The organism is Stutzerimonas stutzeri (assembly GCF_009789555.1).
In the GTDB taxonomy this organism is placed as follows: Bacteria; Pseudomonadota; Gammaproteobacteria; order Pseudomonadales; family Pseudomonadaceae; genus Stutzerimonas; species Stutzerimonas stutzeri_R.
This window is the reverse complement of record NZ_CP046902.1, coordinates 787,176-803,797: the sequence shown is the minus strand read 5'-3', so window position 1 is coordinate 803,797 and position 16,622 is coordinate 787,176. Positions and strand designations below refer to the sequence as shown.

The following is a 16,622-nucleotide window of genomic DNA, read 5'->3' as shown; positions in this document are numbered from 1 at the left end:
GCTCAGTCCTTGACGTAGAGTTTGCGTGGCAGGTCGCAGAAGGTTTGCATCCCGGTCTCGGTGATCAGGATGCTCTCGGTGATCTCCAGGCCCCAATCGTCCATCCACAGTCCGGGTATGAAATGGAAGGTCATACCCGGTTCGAGCACGCTTTCATCGCTTGGGCGCAGGCTCATGGTCCGCTCACCCCAGTCGGGAGGGTAGCTGATGCCGATCGGGTAGCCGCAGCGGCTGTCTTTCTGGATATCGAACTTGTCCAGCACCCGAAGGAACGCCCGGGCGATGTCCCCCGTGGTATTGCCCGGACGCGCCACCGCGAGGCCAGCGGAAATGCCCTCTACCACGGCTTGCTCGGCCTCCAGAAAATGCGGCGGCGGCTTGCCCAGGTAGATAGTTCGTGACAGCGGGCAGTGGTAGCGTTTGTAGCACCCCGCGATTTCGAAGAAGGTGCCCGAACCCAGCCGAAACGGGCTGTCGTTCCAGGTCAGATGCGGCGCGCTGGCATCGGCGCCGGTCGGTAGCAACGGCACGATTGCCGGGTAGTCGCCGCCATGGCCGTCAACCCCGAGAATACCGGCACGGTAGATGTCGGCGACCAGTTCGTTCTTGCGCAGGCCCGGCTCGATGCGCTCGTAGATCGCCTCGTGCATGCGCTGGACGATGCGCGCTGCGACGCGCATGTACTCGATTTCCTGAGGTGACTTCACCGCCCGCCGCCAGTTGACCAGCGCGGTGGCATCGATAAAGCGCGTGCGCGGCAGGTGCTCCTGCAACGAGCGGAAGGCCGCTGCACTGAAGTAGTAGTTATCCATCTCCACGCCGATGGCCAGGCGGTCCCAGCCGCGCGCAGGGATGACCTCGCATGCAAGGTAGTCCATCGGATGACGTACGCTCGATTGCACGTAGTGATCCGGGTAGCCAACGATGTCGTCGTCTCCCATGAACACCGTGCGACGCGCGCCGTTGGCGTCCTGATCGCGACCAAACCAGAGCGGATCGCCCTCCAGCGCCAGCAACACACACTGGTGCACGTAGAACGACCAGCCGTCATAGCCGGTCAACCAGGCCATGTTGGACGGGTCGGTGACGATCAGCAGCTCGATACCGCGATCAGCCATGGCCTGCCGAACCCTGGCGATTCGCAACGCATATTCCTCCCGGCTGAAGGGGAGATTGACGACGATTTCGGACATCTTCATTGCCCTCGTGGATGGACCGCTCTTGCTCTGCAGGGGCGAGCTGGCTCGCGAAGCCGCGACGAATGGCGGTGCGAACAGGCTCGCGTCTGCAGATCAGGGGTTGAAGATGAAACCCCTGCCCGCTGCGCGAGCCCGGTCGAAGGCGAAGCTGGCGATGGCAGTGTCCTGCGCGCCGGTGCCGGTCAGGTCGCAGAGGGTGACCTGACCGGCCGAGGTGCGGCCGGGATGATGGCCGGCGATCACCTGCCCAAGTTCGGTCAGCGACGACGAATCGCTGTCCACCAGGCCCGCCGTGATCGCGTGGTGCAATTCACCGAGCACCCGGGTCTGGCTCAGACGGTCGGCGACGTATAGATCGCAGGCGACCAGAGCGGCCGCGGAGATTTCGTTCTTGTGTTCGGCATCGGAGCCCATGGCTGTGATGTGCAGGCCCGGTTGCAGATGACGCGGCTGTATCAAGGGCGTGCGGCTGGGTGTGGTGGTAATCGCGATATCGACACCATCCATCGCGGCATCGAGGCTGTCGGCGACTCGCGCATGGAGTCCTTCAAGCTCGTCGGCAAAAGCGGCCGCCTTGGCTGGATCTCGCGCCCAGATACGCACCTCGTGAATGTCGCGCACCAGCCGCAAGGCTGCCAATTGCAAGCGCGCCTGCTCGCCAGCCCCGATGATCGCCACGCGGCTGGCGTTTGGACGACTTAGCCACTTTGCTGCCACCGCACCGGCGGCAGCGGTACGCACGGCGGTCAGGAAGCCGTTGTCCAGCAACAACGCGTCGAGCAGTCCGGTGCGCGCCGAGAACAGCATCATCAGCCCATTGAGGCTGGGCAGCCCGAGCGCCGGATTGTCGAAGAATCCGGGGCTGACCTTGATGGCGAAACGCGGCAGGCCCGGCAGATAGGCCGTCTTCACGTCGACCTCACCGTTGTGCTCGGGAATGTCCAGACGCATGATCGGCGGCATCGCCACCGCCTCGGTGGCAAGCAGGCGGAACGCATCTTCGACCGCGTCGAGGCTGGCCGGATCGAGGGCCAGGCAGGCGCGGAGATCGGTTTCGCTGAGCAGCAGAGTCTCGGCCATGTTGATCTCCATCGGGAATACACCGGACGCACCGGTAGCAAGGTTGATGAGGGTGGAGTGGGCTTATTCGTTTGCGCCGTTGAGCACGCGCAGGTGCTGACCGGTATCCACATTGCGGCCGCTGATCACGACGACCACCGAACCACGAGGCTCGATCACGCGTTCGAGCAGGGCGGCGATGCCTACCGCGGCAGCGCCTTCGAGCACCAGCCGTTCCTGGTGATAGGCATGACGGATGCCGACGGCGATGGCCGGCTCATCGAGCAGGTGGAGGTGATCGGCCAGCTCACGGACGAGACCGAAGGTGTGGCGATTGCCCAGCCCGATGCCGCCGCCGAGTGAATCGGCCAGGCTCGGGCATTCCTCAACCTCGACCGGATGGCCAGCATCGAGGCTCGCATGCATCGCCGCACCACGGCGCATGCTGATGCCATGCACGCGGATATCCGGGCGCTGGCGCTTGAGGCCCAGGGCGACACCCGCCAACAGCCCACCTCCGGAGAGCGGCACCAGCACCTCGGCGACGTCCGGGCATTGTTCAAGGATTTCCAGACCCAGCGTGCCTTGGCCAGCGATGATATGCGGATGATCGAAGGCGGGAATGAAGGTGGCGCCCTGTTCCCGCTCGATGCGTTCGGCCTCGACCTGAGCATCGTCCTGGCTATGGCCAACGATCACCACCTCGGCGCCCAACTCGCGGATCGCCTGTACTTTGTTCTCCGGAACCAATTGCGACAGGCAGACAATCGCCCTGACGCCCTGCTGCGCCGCAGCAAAGGCGAGCGCGCGGCCATGGTTGCCGGTAGAGGCTGTCACCACACCGAGTCGTTTCTGCGCCGCCGGCAGTCTCGCAACCGCATGGCTCGCCCCTCGCAGCTTGAAGCTGCCGGTTGTCTGCTGTGACTCCAGCTTCAGCCATACCGGCACGCCCGTCAGCCGACTGAGCGTGGCCGAACGCTCAAGGGGGGTTTCCCGAACGAGACCGCGTATGCGCTCGCGAGCGTCGAGGAGCTGGTCGAAAAGGATCGGCTGCATGGCGAACATTCCGCTGGTGAATGTCGCCGAGTGTAGGAGCGGCCATTTCGCCAGCTCAATGTACTAGGACTCTTTATTTTCGCCCTGTAATTGTGCCGCCCCAAAGGGCCGATGCGCCCTGTTTTAGCACCTCTGGAGACTCTGTATGAGGCGCCCTGGTACCGTGCGCTCGCTTTCAGCGCGCGCCGCGAAATTCATGAATCTCGGGGAACTGTTCGAAGACTTCGCGGATGCTGCAGAGCCCCTCACGCAGGCGTTCGTCGTCGCACTCTGCACCGATGCATAGACGCATCGCCCGTGGGCGACGGCTACCCGGTGGCAAAAAAGGATCGGGCAGGGTCAAGGCTATTTCGCGCCGCCGCAGCTCGTGCTGCAGCGCATCCAGTTCCCAATGTTCGGGCACGTTGAGCCAGGCGCTGAGGGAAGCGGGGTGGCTGCCGCGCAGGTAATCGCCCAGTTCGGCAGTCACCGCGGCCTGACGGGAGGCGATCAGCTCGCGTTGCAGGTGCACCAGTTCGTTGGCCTGCCCCCGTTCGATCCAGCGGGTGGCAATTTCGCCCAGCAAGGGTGCGGCCATCCAGCTGTTTACCCGCAGAATGCTTTCGGTGCGCAACGCCAGCCGCCGCGGCATGGCGAGATAGCCGATGCGCAGGCCGGTGAGTACCGACTTGGTCAGGCTGGTGCAGTAGAACGACAACTCCGGCAGGTAATGGCTGATCGGCAAGGCTTCGCGATGCTCGCCGAGCAGCGGGCCGTACACGTCGTCCTCGATCACATAGACGCCGTAGCGGCGGGCGATCTCAGCGATTTCGCGGCGACGCATGTCCGGCATTATGGTGCTGGTGGGGTTATTCAGATTCGGCGTACAGACCAGCGCGGTGACCCGCTCGTTGCCGCACAGGTCCTCGAAATGTTCCGGATCGAGACCATGGCGGTCGGTCTCCACGCCTTGCAGGGTGAAGCCGAGCACCTGGGCGGTGCCGATTACACCGTGGTCGGTACAGTTTTCGCAGAGGACCAGATCGTCGGGCCCGGCCAGTGAGGCGAGGGCGAGGAAAATTGCGTGGGAGGTTCCATTGGTGAGCAGCAGATCCTGTAGCTCCACTGTCAGCCCCAGCCCGGCGAGCCATTGCACGCCGACTTCGCGGTGATGCTCGAAACCGGCGATCGGCCGGCAGGCGTGGATCCACGGCTGCTCATGCTCGGCCGCCAGTTCCTCGCAGGTCTGCCGCCAGAAACGGTCATGGGTCTCGGTACGCACGATGCGCGCCGTGGAGAAGTCGAGCAGCGAATTCTCGCCGCGATCGAGCATCGAACTGGCGACACGTTCACTGATGCGCCGGCTGACGAAGCTGCCGCGCCCGACCTCGCAACGCACCCAGCCCTGACGCTCCAACTCCTTGTAGGCGTTGGTCACCGTTTGCACGCTGATGTCGAGTTGCTCGGCGAGCAAGCGCTGCGGCGGCAGGCGCTGCCCGTCCTGCAGATTGCCCTGTTCGATGTCGGTTGCAATGGCGGTAACCAGCAGCTTGTATTTGGACGCGCCACTACGGGCAGCGAGCAAGGCCTGTTTCCAGTTGCGCATGACGTTCCACCTTCAGTCGAGCCGACAGGATCGACTGAAGCGCAGTGTCATGCAATTGTCCTAGTGCAATCCCAGGGAGAAAACTCGTTTTGTTATGCTCCAGCGGCGAAACGCGGCGCACCTCTCACCCAAGAAGAAGTCCAAAGCCGCGCTGAGGCAGGAAACGCCCTGTCCTGATGCTCTTGAAACTGCCCTCCTAAATAGCAGCTCCGGCTGCGAACCATAAAAGCACAGGAGAATTCATGATGAATCGCGCAAACCCCTTCCGATTAGGCAAGCTTCTGCTGGCCTGCGCCGTCACCTCCAGCCTTTCGCTCTCGACTCTCGCCCAGGCCGACACCCTTGATGAGATCAAGCAAAGCAACAGCGTGCGCATTGGCTACGCCAACGAAACCCCTTTTGCCTATACCGCTACCGACGGCAGCGTGACCGGTGAATCCCCCGAAATCGTCGAAAAAATCTTCCAGCGCATGGGTATCGAAACCATCAAGCCCGTCCTTACCGAGTGGGGCTCGCTGATTCCGGGTCTGCGCGCCGGCCGTTTCGACCTGATCGCGGCCGGCATGTACATCACGCCAGAACGTTGCAAGCAGGTCATTTTTACCGACCCGCAATACCAGTTGCCTGACACCCTGCTGGTGAAGGCAGGTAATCCGAAGGACCTGCACAGCTACGAAGACATCGCCAAGAGCGGCGCCAAGCTGGCGATCATGTCCGGTACAGTCAACCTCGCCTATGCACGAGATGGCGGTATCAGCGATGACCAGATACTCCAGGTCCCGGATACCACCGCGCAGCTGCAGGCAGTGCGCAGCGGGCGTGCCGACGCAGCAGTCGGCACCCAGTTGACCATGAAAGGCCTGGCCGAGAAGGGCGGCGATTCGCTCGAGGCGATCAGCGAATTCAAGGACGATCCGGCGCATACCGGCTACGGCGCGCTGGCGTTCCGACCCGAAGACACCGCCCTGCGCGATGCGGTCAACGCGGAGCTGAAACAGTGGCTGGGCAGTGAGGATCACCTCAAGACCGTCGCGCCGTTCGGTTTCGACGAGTCCAACATCACCGACAAGACCGCCGCGCAGCTCTGCGCCCAGTGATCCGCGTTCGGAGCGCCGTGCTGCGCGATGGCGCGGCGCTGTCCGTTCGCGTGGTTTCGTTCCCGAGATAGAGGTACCGAACCCATGGGAGAACTCCTTCCCCTGATGCTGCAAGGTGCCTGGGTAACGCTTCAGATCACCTTCTGGGCGTCGCTGCTGGCGATCATCTGTGCGGTACTCGGCGCCCTGGGCCGCTTGTCGCCGTTCGCTCCGCTGCGCTGGTTTTCGATCGCCTACATAGAAGTGTTCCGAGGCACCTCGCTGCTGGTGCAGCTGTTCTGGCTGTATTTCGTACTGCCCATGCCACCGTTCCACGTGGAACTGTCCGCATTCACCGTAGCGGTTTTCGGCCTCGGGCTTCATATCGGCGCCTATGGCGCGGAAGTCATGCGCGGCACCATCCGCTCGGTGGCACGCGGCCAGCACGAAGCCTGCGTGGCGCTGAACATGACGCCGCTGAAACGCTTCACCCGTATCATCCTGCCGCAAGCGCTGCTGGCTGCCATTCCGCCGGGAACCAACCTGCTGATCGAACTGCTGAAGAACACCTCGCTGGTTTCTCTGATCACCATTTCGGATCTGGCCTTCCGGGCGCGCCAGCTCGACCAGGCGACGTTCATGACCCTTGAAATCTTCGGTATGGCGCTGCTCATGTATTTTGTCATGGCCCAGGCGATCAACCTCGCCATGCGCCTGATCGAACGGCGTCTGAGCCGGGGCCGAATCAAGGGAGGCCTGGCATGAGCTTCTTCGATTGGCAATTTGCCCTGGATATCCTCCCGCAGTTGCTACAGGCCTCGTTGAAGACCATCGGCATCACCCTGGCCGGCTTCGCCATCGCCGTCGTGCTTGGCCTGCTGCTGGCGGTCGCGCGCCGGAGCCGGACGATGTGGATTTCGTGGCCTGCGACCGGCCTGATCGAATTCATCCGCAGCACGCCGCTACTGATCCAGGCCTACTTCCTCTTCTACGTATTCCCCAACTACGGCATCAATCTCAGTGCCCTGCAGGCCGGAATCATCGCCATTGCGGTGCACTACGCGTGCTATACCGCCGAGGTCTACCGGGCAGGACTCGACGCCGTCCCGCGCGGGCAGTGGGAAGCGGTGACCGCCCTGAACATGACGCCACTGACCGCTTACCGCGATGTAATTCTGCCGCAGGCGCTGCGCCCGATCCTGCCGGCGCTCGGCAATTATCTGGTGGCGATGCTGAAGGATACGCCGGTGCTTTCGGCAATCACCGTGGTCGAAATCATGCAGCAGGCCAAGAACATTGGCTCCGAAAGCTTCCGTTACCTGGAACCGATCACGATGGTCGGGTTGTTCTTCCTGTTGCTCAGCCTGGCGCTGGCCTGGTGCGTTCGCCGTCTTGAAAATCACTTGGAGGTTGCCCGATGAACACCTCACCGCAACTCGACACCCCGACTCACAGCGGCAACGGCATGGCCGAACCCCTGGTGCGCTTCGATCAGGTAACCAAGCGCTACGGCAGCCTGACCGTGCTCGATCATCTGGATCTGGAAATCGCCAACGGTGAGAAGGTCGCGATCATCGGTCCAAGCGGCTCGGGCAAATCGACGCTGCTGCGCGCGTTGATGACGCTGGAGACCATTGACGAGGGTGTCATCGAAGTCGACGGAGAGCCGTTGACCCACATGCCCGCGTCCGACGGGCACCTGGTTCCGGCCAGTGGCCGTTATCAGCGCCACGTTCGCGGCAAGGTCGGCATGGTATTCCAGAGCTTCAACCTGTTCCCTCACATGGATGCTCGGCAGAACGTGATGGAAGCGCCGGTGCAGGTGCTGGGGCTGTCCAAGCGCGAAGCGCGCGAGCGTGCCGACGAGTTGCTGGCCATGGTCGGGCTTGAAGACAAGCTCGAGCATTATCCGGCGCAGCTCTCCGGTGGCCAGCAACAACGGGTCGCCATCGCACGAGCCATGGCGATGCGCCCGAGGGTGATGCTGTTTGACGAAGTGACCTCGGCACTGGACCCCGAACTCTGTGGCGAAGTACTCAATGTTATCCGGCAACTGGGCGAAGAGCACAACCTGACCATGTTGATGGTCACGCACCAGATGGGATTCGCCCGCGAATTCGCAGACCGCGTATGCTTTTTTAATGCAGGCCGTATCCACGAACAGGGCACGCCCGAAGAACTGTTCGGCAACCCTCGCGAGGCGCGCACACGGGAATTCCTCAGTGCGGTAACCCAGGCGAGCTAGGCCGCAGCACGCCGCGACGGGTACGATCAGGGCGTGCGTGCGATGGGCTGTAAAGGGGAACTCGATGCTCGAATCGCTGGAAAAGATGCTCGCCAAGGGCATGGACAATCCAATGCTGCGCTTTGGCCTCGGCAAGGGTTATCTGGACGCCGGCGACGCGCCTCGGGCCGCCTTGCACCTGCAGCGCTGCGTCGAACAGGACCCCAGGTATTCCGCCGCATGGAAGCTGCTCGGCAAGGCGCTGCAGGCCAACGGCGATGTAGCGGGGGCGAAACAGGCGTGGCAGCAGGGCCTGGTCGCGGCGCAGTCGCACGGCGACAAGCAGGCCGAGAAGGAAATGACGGTATTCCTGCGCAAGCTCGACAAGCAGAGTGGCGTCTAGCGTTCCGGGGTATGCACGAAGCGGTTACGGTTGTTCAGGAGCCCTGAACGAAACGCAAGCCGACGCCTTCGCCGTCGACGCGCATGACTTCCATCTCCAGCACGGGCGCCGGGATAGGCAAATCCTGGACCTGACCGCTGACGATCATCCCGAGCCGGAGTTCGGTCAGTTGCGGATGCCTGACGTAGACGCCGCCGTCCGACAGATCACGCGTATGGGCGAACACCTCGCCAAAGGACTCATGCGTGATGCGTATCCGGCACTTCATGGGCGCGCGTGGATGCTGGCGCTGGTTTTCCATCTGACGTTCTCGTTGTTTTCGTTAGCAGTGTGGGTCAGTACCAGCGGCGTTCGCCTGCCGGGCGTTTCTTGAAGCGTTTCATGGTCCACATGTACTGGCTCGGCCAGGTGCGGACATAACGTTCGACGACGCCGCTCATGGCCGCGACGGCCGCTTCGATGTCTTCGTCGTACATCGCTGGCGGCGCCGCTTCGAGCACCACTTTGTAGCCCGAACCGTCCTCCAGGCGCAACGCGTGTAGGAAGACCCCGACCGCCTTGCCACCGGTGAGCATGCCAGGCACGAACTTGCTGGTCAGCGCCTGGGTGCCGAGAAACGGTACGAAGACGCCCGAACCCTCACTGGGCTCCGGATCGGCCGGGATACCCACGGCGCCGCCTTTGCGAACCTCCTTGATGACGCTGATGATGCCTTCACGGGTGGAGGGCGCCACTTTGTTGCCCAGCTGTACGCGCTGGCGCTGCAGGAGGTCATCTACGGCCTTGAGCTTCGGCGGGCGATAGAAAATGATGGGTTTGCACTGGGCGCAGTAGAAGTGATTGAGCACCTCCCAGTTACCGATATGGCTGGTGATGCCCACGACACCCTTGCCGGAGGCCAGGGCCTGTTCCAGCACGTCGAGCCCTTCGACCTCTTTGACCAGCCGCAACGTCTTGTCAGCCGGCCAGATCCATGCGCAGGCGCTCTCGGTGAACGTCTTGCCGATCTGCTGCAGGCTTTGCCCCAGAAGGCGTTCCTGCCCAGCGGCATCGAGTTCGGGAAAGCACTTGGCCAGATTGATCCGGGCGACCTCACGCGAACGATTGGGCAGTTTCCACATCAACCAGCCGATGAAGCTACCCAAGCGTTGTACCGCGCCCCATGGCAGCCGCGCGAACAGGCGCAGGAAGCCGACCAATAGCGCTCCTTTGAACTTGTCCAAGGATCTCTCCCGAAAAACCAAAGGCGCTAGTGTAACTGCTCCGGCGCTGCGCTACCCGCCAAGCCCGCCTGCGCGCGATGAACCGAGCGATGCGTCGCGCAGCACCGCGTAGCGGTCGCAATCGGTGGTGTGGTCCATGACCATGCCACAGGCCTGCATGTAGGCGTAACAGATGGTCGGGCCCACGAAGCTGAAGCCCGCCTTCTTCAGCGCGCGGCTCATGGCCTCGGCTTCGGCGGTGACGGCCGGGACCTGTCTGATCGAGTCGAAGTGGTTGACCTTGGGTTGGCCACCGACGAACGACCACAGCCAGCCAGCCGGGTCGTCCAGTTCGAGCCACAGCTGTGCGTTGCGCCGTGCCGCTTCGAGTTTGCGGCGGTTGCGGATGATCCCCGCGTCGAGCATGCAGGCATCGATCTGCGCATCGGTCATCCGAGCCAGACGCTGTGGGTCGAAACCGAACAGCACCTGGCGATAACGCTCGCGCTTGCGCAGAACGGTGATCCACGACAGGCCGGCCTGGAAGGCCTCGAGGATCAGAAATTCGAACAGGACCTGGGGGTCACGTGTCGGAACACCCCATTCGCCGTCGTGATAGGCGATATACAGCGGATCATCGGTGCACCAGGCGCAACGTGGCATTTTCTTATCCTTGAACAGGTCGCCGAGCGGGTAGCCTTTCGCATCGCAACGCCACCGGAAAGGCAAGCGCCACCACGGGCCGGAGCCGTTATCGGGTATACTCCGAGGCTTTCTGTCGAAGCCAGCACAGGTGAAATTTTGACTCAGCCTACGCCTGCCGTGCGCACCTTCCAAGACCTGATCCTCGCCCTGCAAAGTTACTGGGCGGAGCAGGGTTGCGTCATCCTGCAACCCTACGACATGGAGATGGGTGCCGGTACCTTTCACACCGCCACGTTTCTGCGCGCCGTGGGGCCAGAGACCTGGAACGCGGCCTACGTCCAGCCTTCACGCCGTCCGGCCGACGGCCGTTACGGCGAAAACCCGAACCGTCTGCAGCACTACTACCAGTTTCAGGTCGTGCTCAAACCCAATCCCGACAACATTCAGGACCTGTACCTGGGCTCCTTGCGCCACATCGGCGTGGACACCTCGGTGCACGATGTCCGCTTTGTCGAGGACAACTGGGAATCGCCGACACTGGGCGCCTGGGGACTTGGCTGGGAAGTCTGGCTGAACGGCATGGAAGTGACCCAGTTCACCTACTTCCAACAAGTCGGTGGCATCGAGTGCTACCCGGTGACCGGCGAGATCACCTATGGCCTGGAGCGCCTGGCGATGTACCTGCAGGGCGTCGATTCGGTCTACGACCTGATCTGGACCGATGGCCCGTTTGGCACCGTCACCTACGGCGACGTGTTCCACCAGAATGAAGTGGAACAATCGACCTACAATTTCGAACACGCGAATGTCGACAAGCTGTTCGAACTCTTCGATTTCTACGAGTCGGAAGCCAACCGGCTGATCGAGCTGGAGCTGCCATTGCCCACCTATGAAATGGTGTTGAAGGCCTCGCATACCTTCAACCTGCTGGACGCGCGCCGGGCCATCTCGGTGACGGCGCGCCAGCAATACATTCTCCGTGTGCGTGCCCTGGCGCGAGCGGTGGCGCAAAGCTATCTGCAGGCACGTGCCAAGCTCGGCTTCCCGATGGCCACTGCGGATCTGCGTGACGAAGTATTGGCCAAGCTGGAGGCTGCGCAATGAGTGCACTGGATTTCCTTGTCGAACTGGGCACCGAAGAGCTGCCGCCCAAAGCCTTGGGCAAGCTGTCCGACGCTTTTCGTTCCGGTATCGAGAAAGGCTTGAAAGAGGCCGGCCTGCGGCACGGTCGGGTGCAGGCGTTCGCGGCGCCGCGGCGTCTTGCGGTACTGATCGAACAACTCGACAGTGAGCAGCCCGACCGCAGCATCAACCTCGACGGGCCGCCTATGCAGGCCGCGTTCGACGCCGACGGCGAACCGACCCAGGCCGCCCTGGGTTTCGCTCGGAAATGCGGTGTGGACCTCGCTGAAATCGATCGCAGCGGGCCGAAACTGCGCTACAGCCGCTCGATACCCGGCCAACCGACCGCCGAGCTGCTGCCCGGCATCGTTGAAACGTCGCTGAACGATCTTCCGATTCCCAAGCGCATGCGCTGGGCCGCGCGCAAGGAAGAATTCGTCCGGCCAACCCAGTGGTTGGTGATGCTGTTGGGCGACCAGGTCATTGATTGCACGATCCTTACCCAGCGCGCTGGCCGCGAATCCCGGGGTCATCGTTTCCATAGCCCCGGCCCGGTTCGCATTTCCAGACCGACGAGCTATCTGGAAGACCTGCGCGGTGCCCGCGTGATCGCTGATTTCGCCGAGCGTCGCGAACTGATCGCCAAGCGCGTCGAGCAACTGGCAGGCGAGCAGAACGGAAGCGCCATCGTACCGCCGGCGCTTCTGGATGAAGTCACCGCGCTGGTCGAATGGCCAGTGCCGCTGGTCTGCTCCTTCGAGGAACGCTTCCTCGAAGTCCCGCAGGAAGCGCTGATCACCACGATGCAGGACAACCAGAAATATTTCTGCCTGCTCGATGCCAACGGCAAGCTGCTTCCACGTTTCATCACCGTGGCCAACATCGAATCCAGGGACCCGGCGCAGATCGTCGCGGGTAACGAAAAGGTCGTGCGTCCGCGCCTGACCGATGCCGAATTCTTCTTCAAGCAGGACAAGAAGCAGGCGCTGGATTCGTTCAACGAGCGGCTGAAGAACGTGGTCTTCCAGGCGCAGTTGGGCACCGTGTACGACAAGGCGGTACGGGTTTCCAGGCTCGCGGCGTTCATTGCCGAGCGCACCGAAGGCAACCCACAGTGGGCCGCCCGAGCGGGGCTGCTGAGCAAATGCGACCTGGCGACCGAGATGGTCGGCGAGTTCCCGGAAATGCAAGGCATCGCTGGTTATTACTACGCCCTGAACGATGGCGAACCCAACGATGTTGCGCTGGCGTTGAACGAGCAGTACATGCCTCGGGGAGCGGGGGCCGAACTACCGGCCACCCAGACGGGCGCTGTTCTGGCCGTGGCTGACAAGCTCGATACCCTGGTTGGCATCTTCGGCATCGGTATGCTGCCCACGGGCAGTAAGGATCCCTACGCGTTGCGCCGTGCAGCCTTGGGGATTCTGCGCATCCTGATCGAAAAGCAGCTCGACCTCGATCTGGTCGAGGCCGTGCGCTTTTCCATCGGCCAGTTCGGCAACCAGATCAAGGCCGAGGGCTTGGCCGATCAGGTGCTGGACTTCATCTTCGATCGCCTGCGGGCGCGCTACGAAGACGAGGGCGTCGAAGTCGCCTGCTACCTGTCGGTGCGCGCCGTGAAGCCCGGTTCCGCACTGGACTTCGATCAGCGGGTACAGGCTGTCCAGGCGTTCCGCAATCTGCCTGAAGCGGGAGCCCTGGCGGCTGCGAACAAGCGTGTCTCGAACCTGTTGAACACGTTCGAAGCGAAGCTGCCGGACACTGTCGAACCTCGTTATTTCGACAACGCCACCGAATTTTCGCTGTACTCCGCGCTTCAGCAAGCCGAACAGGCCGTACAGCCATTGGCCGCTGCGCGTCAGTATCGTGAAACGCTCGAACGCCTGGCGCACCTGCGCGGGCCCGTGGATGCGTTCTTCGAAGCGGTACTGGTCAATGCCGAAGATGCTTCGGTACGGGCCAACCGCTATGCCTTGCTAGCCCGGTTGAGGGGGTTGTTCCTTGGCGTTGCCGATATTTCCACACTTGGCTAAGCCGGTGAAACTGATAGTCCTCGACCGCGACGGTGTCATCAACGAGGACTCCGATGCGTACGTGAAGACGCTGGACGAATGGATTCCAATCCCAGGTTCACTGGAGGCCATAGCGCGCTTATGCAAGGCCGGATGGACGGTGGCAGTGGCCACCAACCAGTCCGGGCTGGCGCGTGGCCTGTTCGACGCGACCACGCTCGGCGACATGCATTTCAAGATGCAACAGAGGGTCATGGAGCTGGGCGGTCGAATCGACCTCATCGTGCATTGCCCGCACGGTCCAGACGAGGGCTGCGATTGCCGCAAGCCGCTGCCTGGCCTGTTCCACCAGATCGCCGAGCATTTCCACTTGCAGGACCTGAAAGGGGTGCCGGTAGTCGGGGATAGCCATCGGGATCTGCATGCGGGAATGCGCCTCGGGGGCGTGCCTTATCTGGTTCGCACCGGAAAGGGAATGAAAACGCAGGAAGGAACCCTACCCCCCGGCACGCAGGTCTTCGACGACCTGGCGGCGGTGGTCGACCACTTATTGAGAGCCGAACGATGAGCGTATTGCTGCCGGTACGCATCACGCTGTTCTATCTGCTGCTGGCATTCACCGCATTCGTGTGGTGTCTGGTCAGCCTGATCGTCGCGCCATTCATGTCGTTCCGTACGCGCTATCGATTCGTGGTCCAGACCTGGTGCCGCAGCGCGGTATGGCTGGCCAGGACCATCGTCGGCTTGCGTTACGAAGTGAGTGGCCAGGAGAACATTCCAGACAAGCCCTGCGTGATACTTTCCAAGCACCAGAGCACGTGGGAGACATTCTTCCTTTCGGCGTACTTTGAACCCTTGAGCCAGGTGCTCAAGCGCGAGCTGCTGCATGTGCCCTTCTTCGGTTGGGCGATCATGCTGCTGAAGCCCATCGCCATCGATCGCGATAACCCCAAGGCAGCATTGCGGCAGGTCGCCAAGCAGGGTCACGAGCGGCTGGAGCAGGGCGCCTGGGTACTGATTTTCCCCGAAGGCACGCGTGTGCCGGTTGGCCAGGCAGGGAAGTTTTCCCGCAGTGGGGCGGCGCTGGCGGTCAACGCGAACTTGCCGGTGTTGCCTATCGCGCACAATGCCGGGACGTTCTGGCCGAAGTCGGGCTGGGGCAAGCGGCCCGGGACTATCCAGGTGGTTATCGGTCCGGCCATGCGTGCCGAAAGCGAAGGGCCGCGTGCAGTGGCTGAACTCAATCAGCGCGCCGAGGATTGGGTAAACGCGACGGTTCGACAGCTGGAGAACAACGCCTGATCGCAGCGGGGCAGGGCACCAGAACGAAAAGGGGGAGCAGACGCGAGTCTGCTCCCCCTTTTCGTTACCGTCAGGCTCAGTCGGCGACAGAGCTGCGGATCAGGTGGTCGAAGGCGCTCAGCGAGGCCTTGGCACCTTCGCCGACCGCGATGACGATCTGCTTGTACGGCACGGTGGTGACGTCGCCGGCGGCGAAGATGCCCGGCAGCGAGGTCTCGCCACGCGCATCGACGATGATCTCGCCGCGCGAGGTCAGCTCCACGGTGCCCTTCAGCCAGTCGGAGTTGGGCAGCAGGCCGATCTGCACGAAGATGCCTTCCAGCTCCAGGGTCTTGAATTCGCTGGAGTTGCGGTCCTTGTAGACCAGGCCGTTGACCTTCTGCCCGTCGCCGGTGACTTCACTGGTCAGCGCGCTGGTGATCACGGTGACGTTCGGCAGGCTGTAGAGTTTCTTCTGCAGCACCGCATCGGCACGCAGTTGGCTGTCGTATTCGAGCAGCGTCACCTGGGCGACGATACCGGCCAGGTCGATGGCCGCTTCCACGCCGGAGTTACCACCGCCAATCACCGCCACTCGCTTGCCCTTGAACAGCGGGCCGTCGCAGTGTGGGCAGTAGGCCACGCCGCGACCGCGGTATTCCTGCTCGCCCGGCACGTTCATTTCGCGCCAGCGGGCACCGGTCGCCAGGATCAGTGTCTTGGCTTTCAGAGAACCGCCGTTTTCCAGCTTGATTTCGTGCAGTCCGCCTTCGCTCGACGCCGGAACCAGCGCCGCCGCGCGTTGCAGGTTCATGATGTCGACGTCGTACTCGCGCACGTGGTTTTCCAGCGCACGGGCCAGTTTCGGGCCTTCGGTTTCAGTCACCGAGATGAAGTTCTCGATGGCCATGGTGTCCAGCACCTGCCCGCCGAAACGCTCGGCGGCGACACCGGTACGAATGCCTTTACGCGCCGCGTAGATCGCCGCTGCGGCGCCCGCCGGCCCACCACCGATTACCAGCACGTCGAAGGCATCCTTGGCGCTGAGCTTCTCGGCATCGCGCGCCGCGGCGCCGGTGTCGAGCTTGGCGAGGATTTCTTCCTCGCCCATGCGGCCCTGGCCGAACAGTTCGCCGTTGAGGTAGATGCTCGGCACCGACATGACCTGGCGCGCATTGACCTCATCCTGGAACAGCGCGCCGTCGATGGCGACGTGGCGGATGTTCGGGTTGAGCACGGCCATCAGGTTCAGCGCCTGGACCACGTCAGGGCAGTTCTGGCAGGACAGCGAGAAATAGGTTTCGAAGTTGTACTCGCCGTCGAGGTTCTTGATCTGCTCGATGACTTCCGGCGCGGTCTTCGAGGGATGCCCGCCGACCTGTAGCAGGGCGAGGACCAGCGAAGTGAATTCATGCCCCATCGGGATGCCGGCGAAACGCAGGCTGATGTCGCCACCGATGCGGTTGAGCGCGAACGACGGGCGACGTGCATCGTCACCATCGGTACGCAATGTGATCTTGTCGCTCAGGCTGGCGATGTCTTCCAGCAGGCCGAGCATTTCCTGGGATTTGGCGCCCTCACCGAGGGACGCAACGATCTCGAACGGCTGGGTGACCTTTTCCAGGTAGGACTTCAGTTGCGATTTCAGGTTGCTGTCGAGCATGTTGGATACCCCATTAGTCAGTAAGCCCCTTCAAGGAGCTGAAGCCGAAAGATTCGATGGGAAAAGCTTACGACGCACAGGGACATTTCGAAAAT

General features: G+C 62.5%; 17 protein-coding genes. 9 read left to right on the top strand and 8 right to left on the bottom strand.

The features are described from left to right. Positions 1–2 precede the first annotated feature (2 nt). The 4 genes from doeA to GQA94_RS03610 form a co-directional block, all read right to left on the bottom strand. On the bottom strand, positions 3–1,193 hold the full coding sequence (gene doeA, locus GQA94_RS03625) for an ectoine hydrolase DoeA (protein WP_158190017.1): 1,191 nt from the start codon (positions 1,191–1,193) through the stop codon (positions 3–5). 99 nt (positions 1,194–1,292) lie between these two features. Then, the gene (locus GQA94_RS03620) at positions 1,293–2,279 is read right to left on the bottom strand and encodes a cyclodeaminase (protein WP_158186782.1); all 987 of its coding nucleotides are present in this window, start codon (positions 2,277–2,279) and stop codon (positions 1,293–1,295) included. 63 nt (positions 2,280–2,342) lie between these two features. Beyond that, positions 2,343–3,314: a hydroxyectoine utilization dehydratase EutB gene (eutB, locus tag GQA94_RS03615; protein ID WP_158186781.1), complete on the bottom strand. Its 972-nt coding sequence runs from the start codon at positions 3,312–3,314 to the stop codon at positions 2,343–2,345. A 175-nt stretch (positions 3,315–3,489) separates the two neighbouring features. Further along, entirely contained in the window at positions 3,490–4,899 is a 1,410-nt protein-coding gene (locus tag GQA94_RS03610; protein ID WP_158186780.1) for a PLP-dependent aminotransferase family protein, read from the bottom strand. Between the two features lie 242 nt (positions 4,900–5,141). On the opposite strand from GQA94_RS03610, the gene ehuB reads away from it, so the two are divergent. The 5 genes from ehuB (at position 5,142) to GQA94_RS03585 (ending at position 8,602) form a co-directional block, all read left to right on the top strand. After that, positions 5,142–5,996: an ectoine/hydroxyectoine ABC transporter substrate-binding protein EhuB gene (gene ehuB, locus GQA94_RS03605; protein ID WP_423835373.1), complete on the top strand. Its 855-nt coding sequence runs from the start codon at positions 5,142–5,144 to the stop codon at positions 5,994–5,996. A gap of 84 nt (positions 5,997–6,080) precedes the next feature. Continuing rightward, on the top strand, positions 6,081–6,740 hold the full coding sequence (gene ehuC, locus GQA94_RS03600) for an ectoine/hydroxyectoine ABC transporter permease subunit EhuC (protein ID WP_158186779.1): 660 nt from the start codon (positions 6,081–6,083) through the stop codon (positions 6,738–6,740). Next, entirely contained in the window at positions 6,737–7,396 is a 660-nt protein-coding gene (gene ehuD / locus GQA94_RS03595) for an ectoine/hydroxyectoine ABC transporter permease subunit EhuD (RefSeq protein ID WP_158186778.1), read from the top strand. The genes ehuC and ehuD overlap by 4 nt, the downstream gene beginning before the upstream one ends. Further along, the gene (gene ehuA, locus GQA94_RS03590; RefSeq protein WP_423835372.1) at positions 7,393–8,220 is read left to right on the top strand and encodes an ectoine/hydroxyectoine ABC transporter ATP-binding protein EhuA; all 828 of its coding nucleotides are present in this window, start codon (positions 7,393–7,395) and stop codon (positions 8,218–8,220) included. Before ehuD ends, ehuA begins: the two co-directional genes overlap by 4 nt. A 64-nt stretch (positions 8,221–8,284) precedes the next feature. After that, a complete protein-coding gene (locus GQA94_RS03585; RefSeq protein WP_158186777.1) occupies positions 8,285–8,602 on the top strand; it encodes a tetratricopeptide repeat protein in 318 nt (105 codons plus the stop codon). A 34-nt stretch (positions 8,603–8,636) separates the two neighbouring features. Here GQA94_RS03585 and GQA94_RS03580 read toward each other — a convergent pair whose 3' ends face one another. From GQA94_RS03580 to GQA94_RS03570, 3 genes are read right to left on the bottom strand one after another with little or no spacing between them, the layout of a single operon-like run. Beyond that, a complete protein-coding gene (locus tag GQA94_RS03580; protein ID WP_158186776.1) occupies positions 8,637–8,903 on the bottom strand; it encodes a PilZ domain-containing protein in 267 nt (88 codons plus the stop codon). A gap of 34 nt (positions 8,904–8,937) precedes the next feature. Beyond that, the gene (locus tag GQA94_RS03575; protein ID WP_158186775.1) at positions 8,938–9,825 is read right to left on the bottom strand and encodes a lysophospholipid acyltransferase; all 888 of its coding nucleotides are present in this window, start codon (positions 9,823–9,825) and stop codon (positions 8,938–8,940) included. 51 nt (positions 9,826–9,876) lie between these two features. Next, positions 9,877–10,467: a DNA-3-methyladenine glycosylase I gene (locus GQA94_RS03570; protein ID WP_158186774.1), complete on the bottom strand. Its 591-nt coding sequence runs from the start codon at positions 10,465–10,467 to the stop codon at positions 9,877–9,879. 138 nt (positions 10,468–10,605) lie between these two features. Here GQA94_RS03570 and glyQ point away from each other — a divergent pair, with 138 nt between their 5' ends. From glyQ to GQA94_RS03550, 4 genes are read left to right on the top strand one after another with little or no spacing between them, the layout of a single operon-like run. Continuing rightward, on the top strand, positions 10,606–11,553 hold the full coding sequence (gene glyQ / locus GQA94_RS03565; protein ID WP_158186773.1) for a glycine--tRNA ligase subunit alpha: 948 nt from the start codon (positions 10,606–10,608) through the stop codon (positions 11,551–11,553). Beyond that, the gene (glyS, locus tag GQA94_RS03560) at positions 11,550–13,604 is read left to right on the top strand and encodes a glycine--tRNA ligase subunit beta (protein ID WP_158186772.1); all 2,055 of its coding nucleotides are present in this window, start codon (positions 11,550–11,552) and stop codon (positions 13,602–13,604) included. The genes glyQ and glyS overlap by 4 nt, the downstream gene beginning before the upstream one ends. A gap of 4 nt (positions 13,605–13,608) precedes the next feature. Beyond that, a complete protein-coding gene (gene gmhB, locus GQA94_RS03555; RefSeq protein ID WP_158186771.1) occupies positions 13,609–14,151 on the top strand; it encodes a D-glycero-beta-D-manno-heptose 1,7-bisphosphate 7-phosphatase in 543 nt (180 codons plus the stop codon). Further along, positions 14,148–14,885 carry a lysophospholipid acyltransferase family protein gene (locus GQA94_RS03550; protein ID WP_158186770.1) on the top strand — a complete coding sequence of 246 codons (738 nt, stop codon included), beginning with the start codon at positions 14,148–14,150 and terminating at the stop codon, positions 14,883–14,885. The genes gmhB and GQA94_RS03550 overlap by 4 nt, the downstream gene beginning before the upstream one ends. Positions 14,886–14,961: 76 nt before the next feature. On the opposite strand, the gene ahpF is transcribed toward GQA94_RS03550, so the two are convergent. Then, entirely contained in the window at positions 14,962–16,527 is a 1,566-nt protein-coding gene (ahpF, locus tag GQA94_RS03545) for an alkyl hydroperoxide reductase subunit F (RefSeq protein ID WP_158186769.1), read from the bottom strand. Positions 16,528–16,622 lie beyond the last annotated feature (95 nt).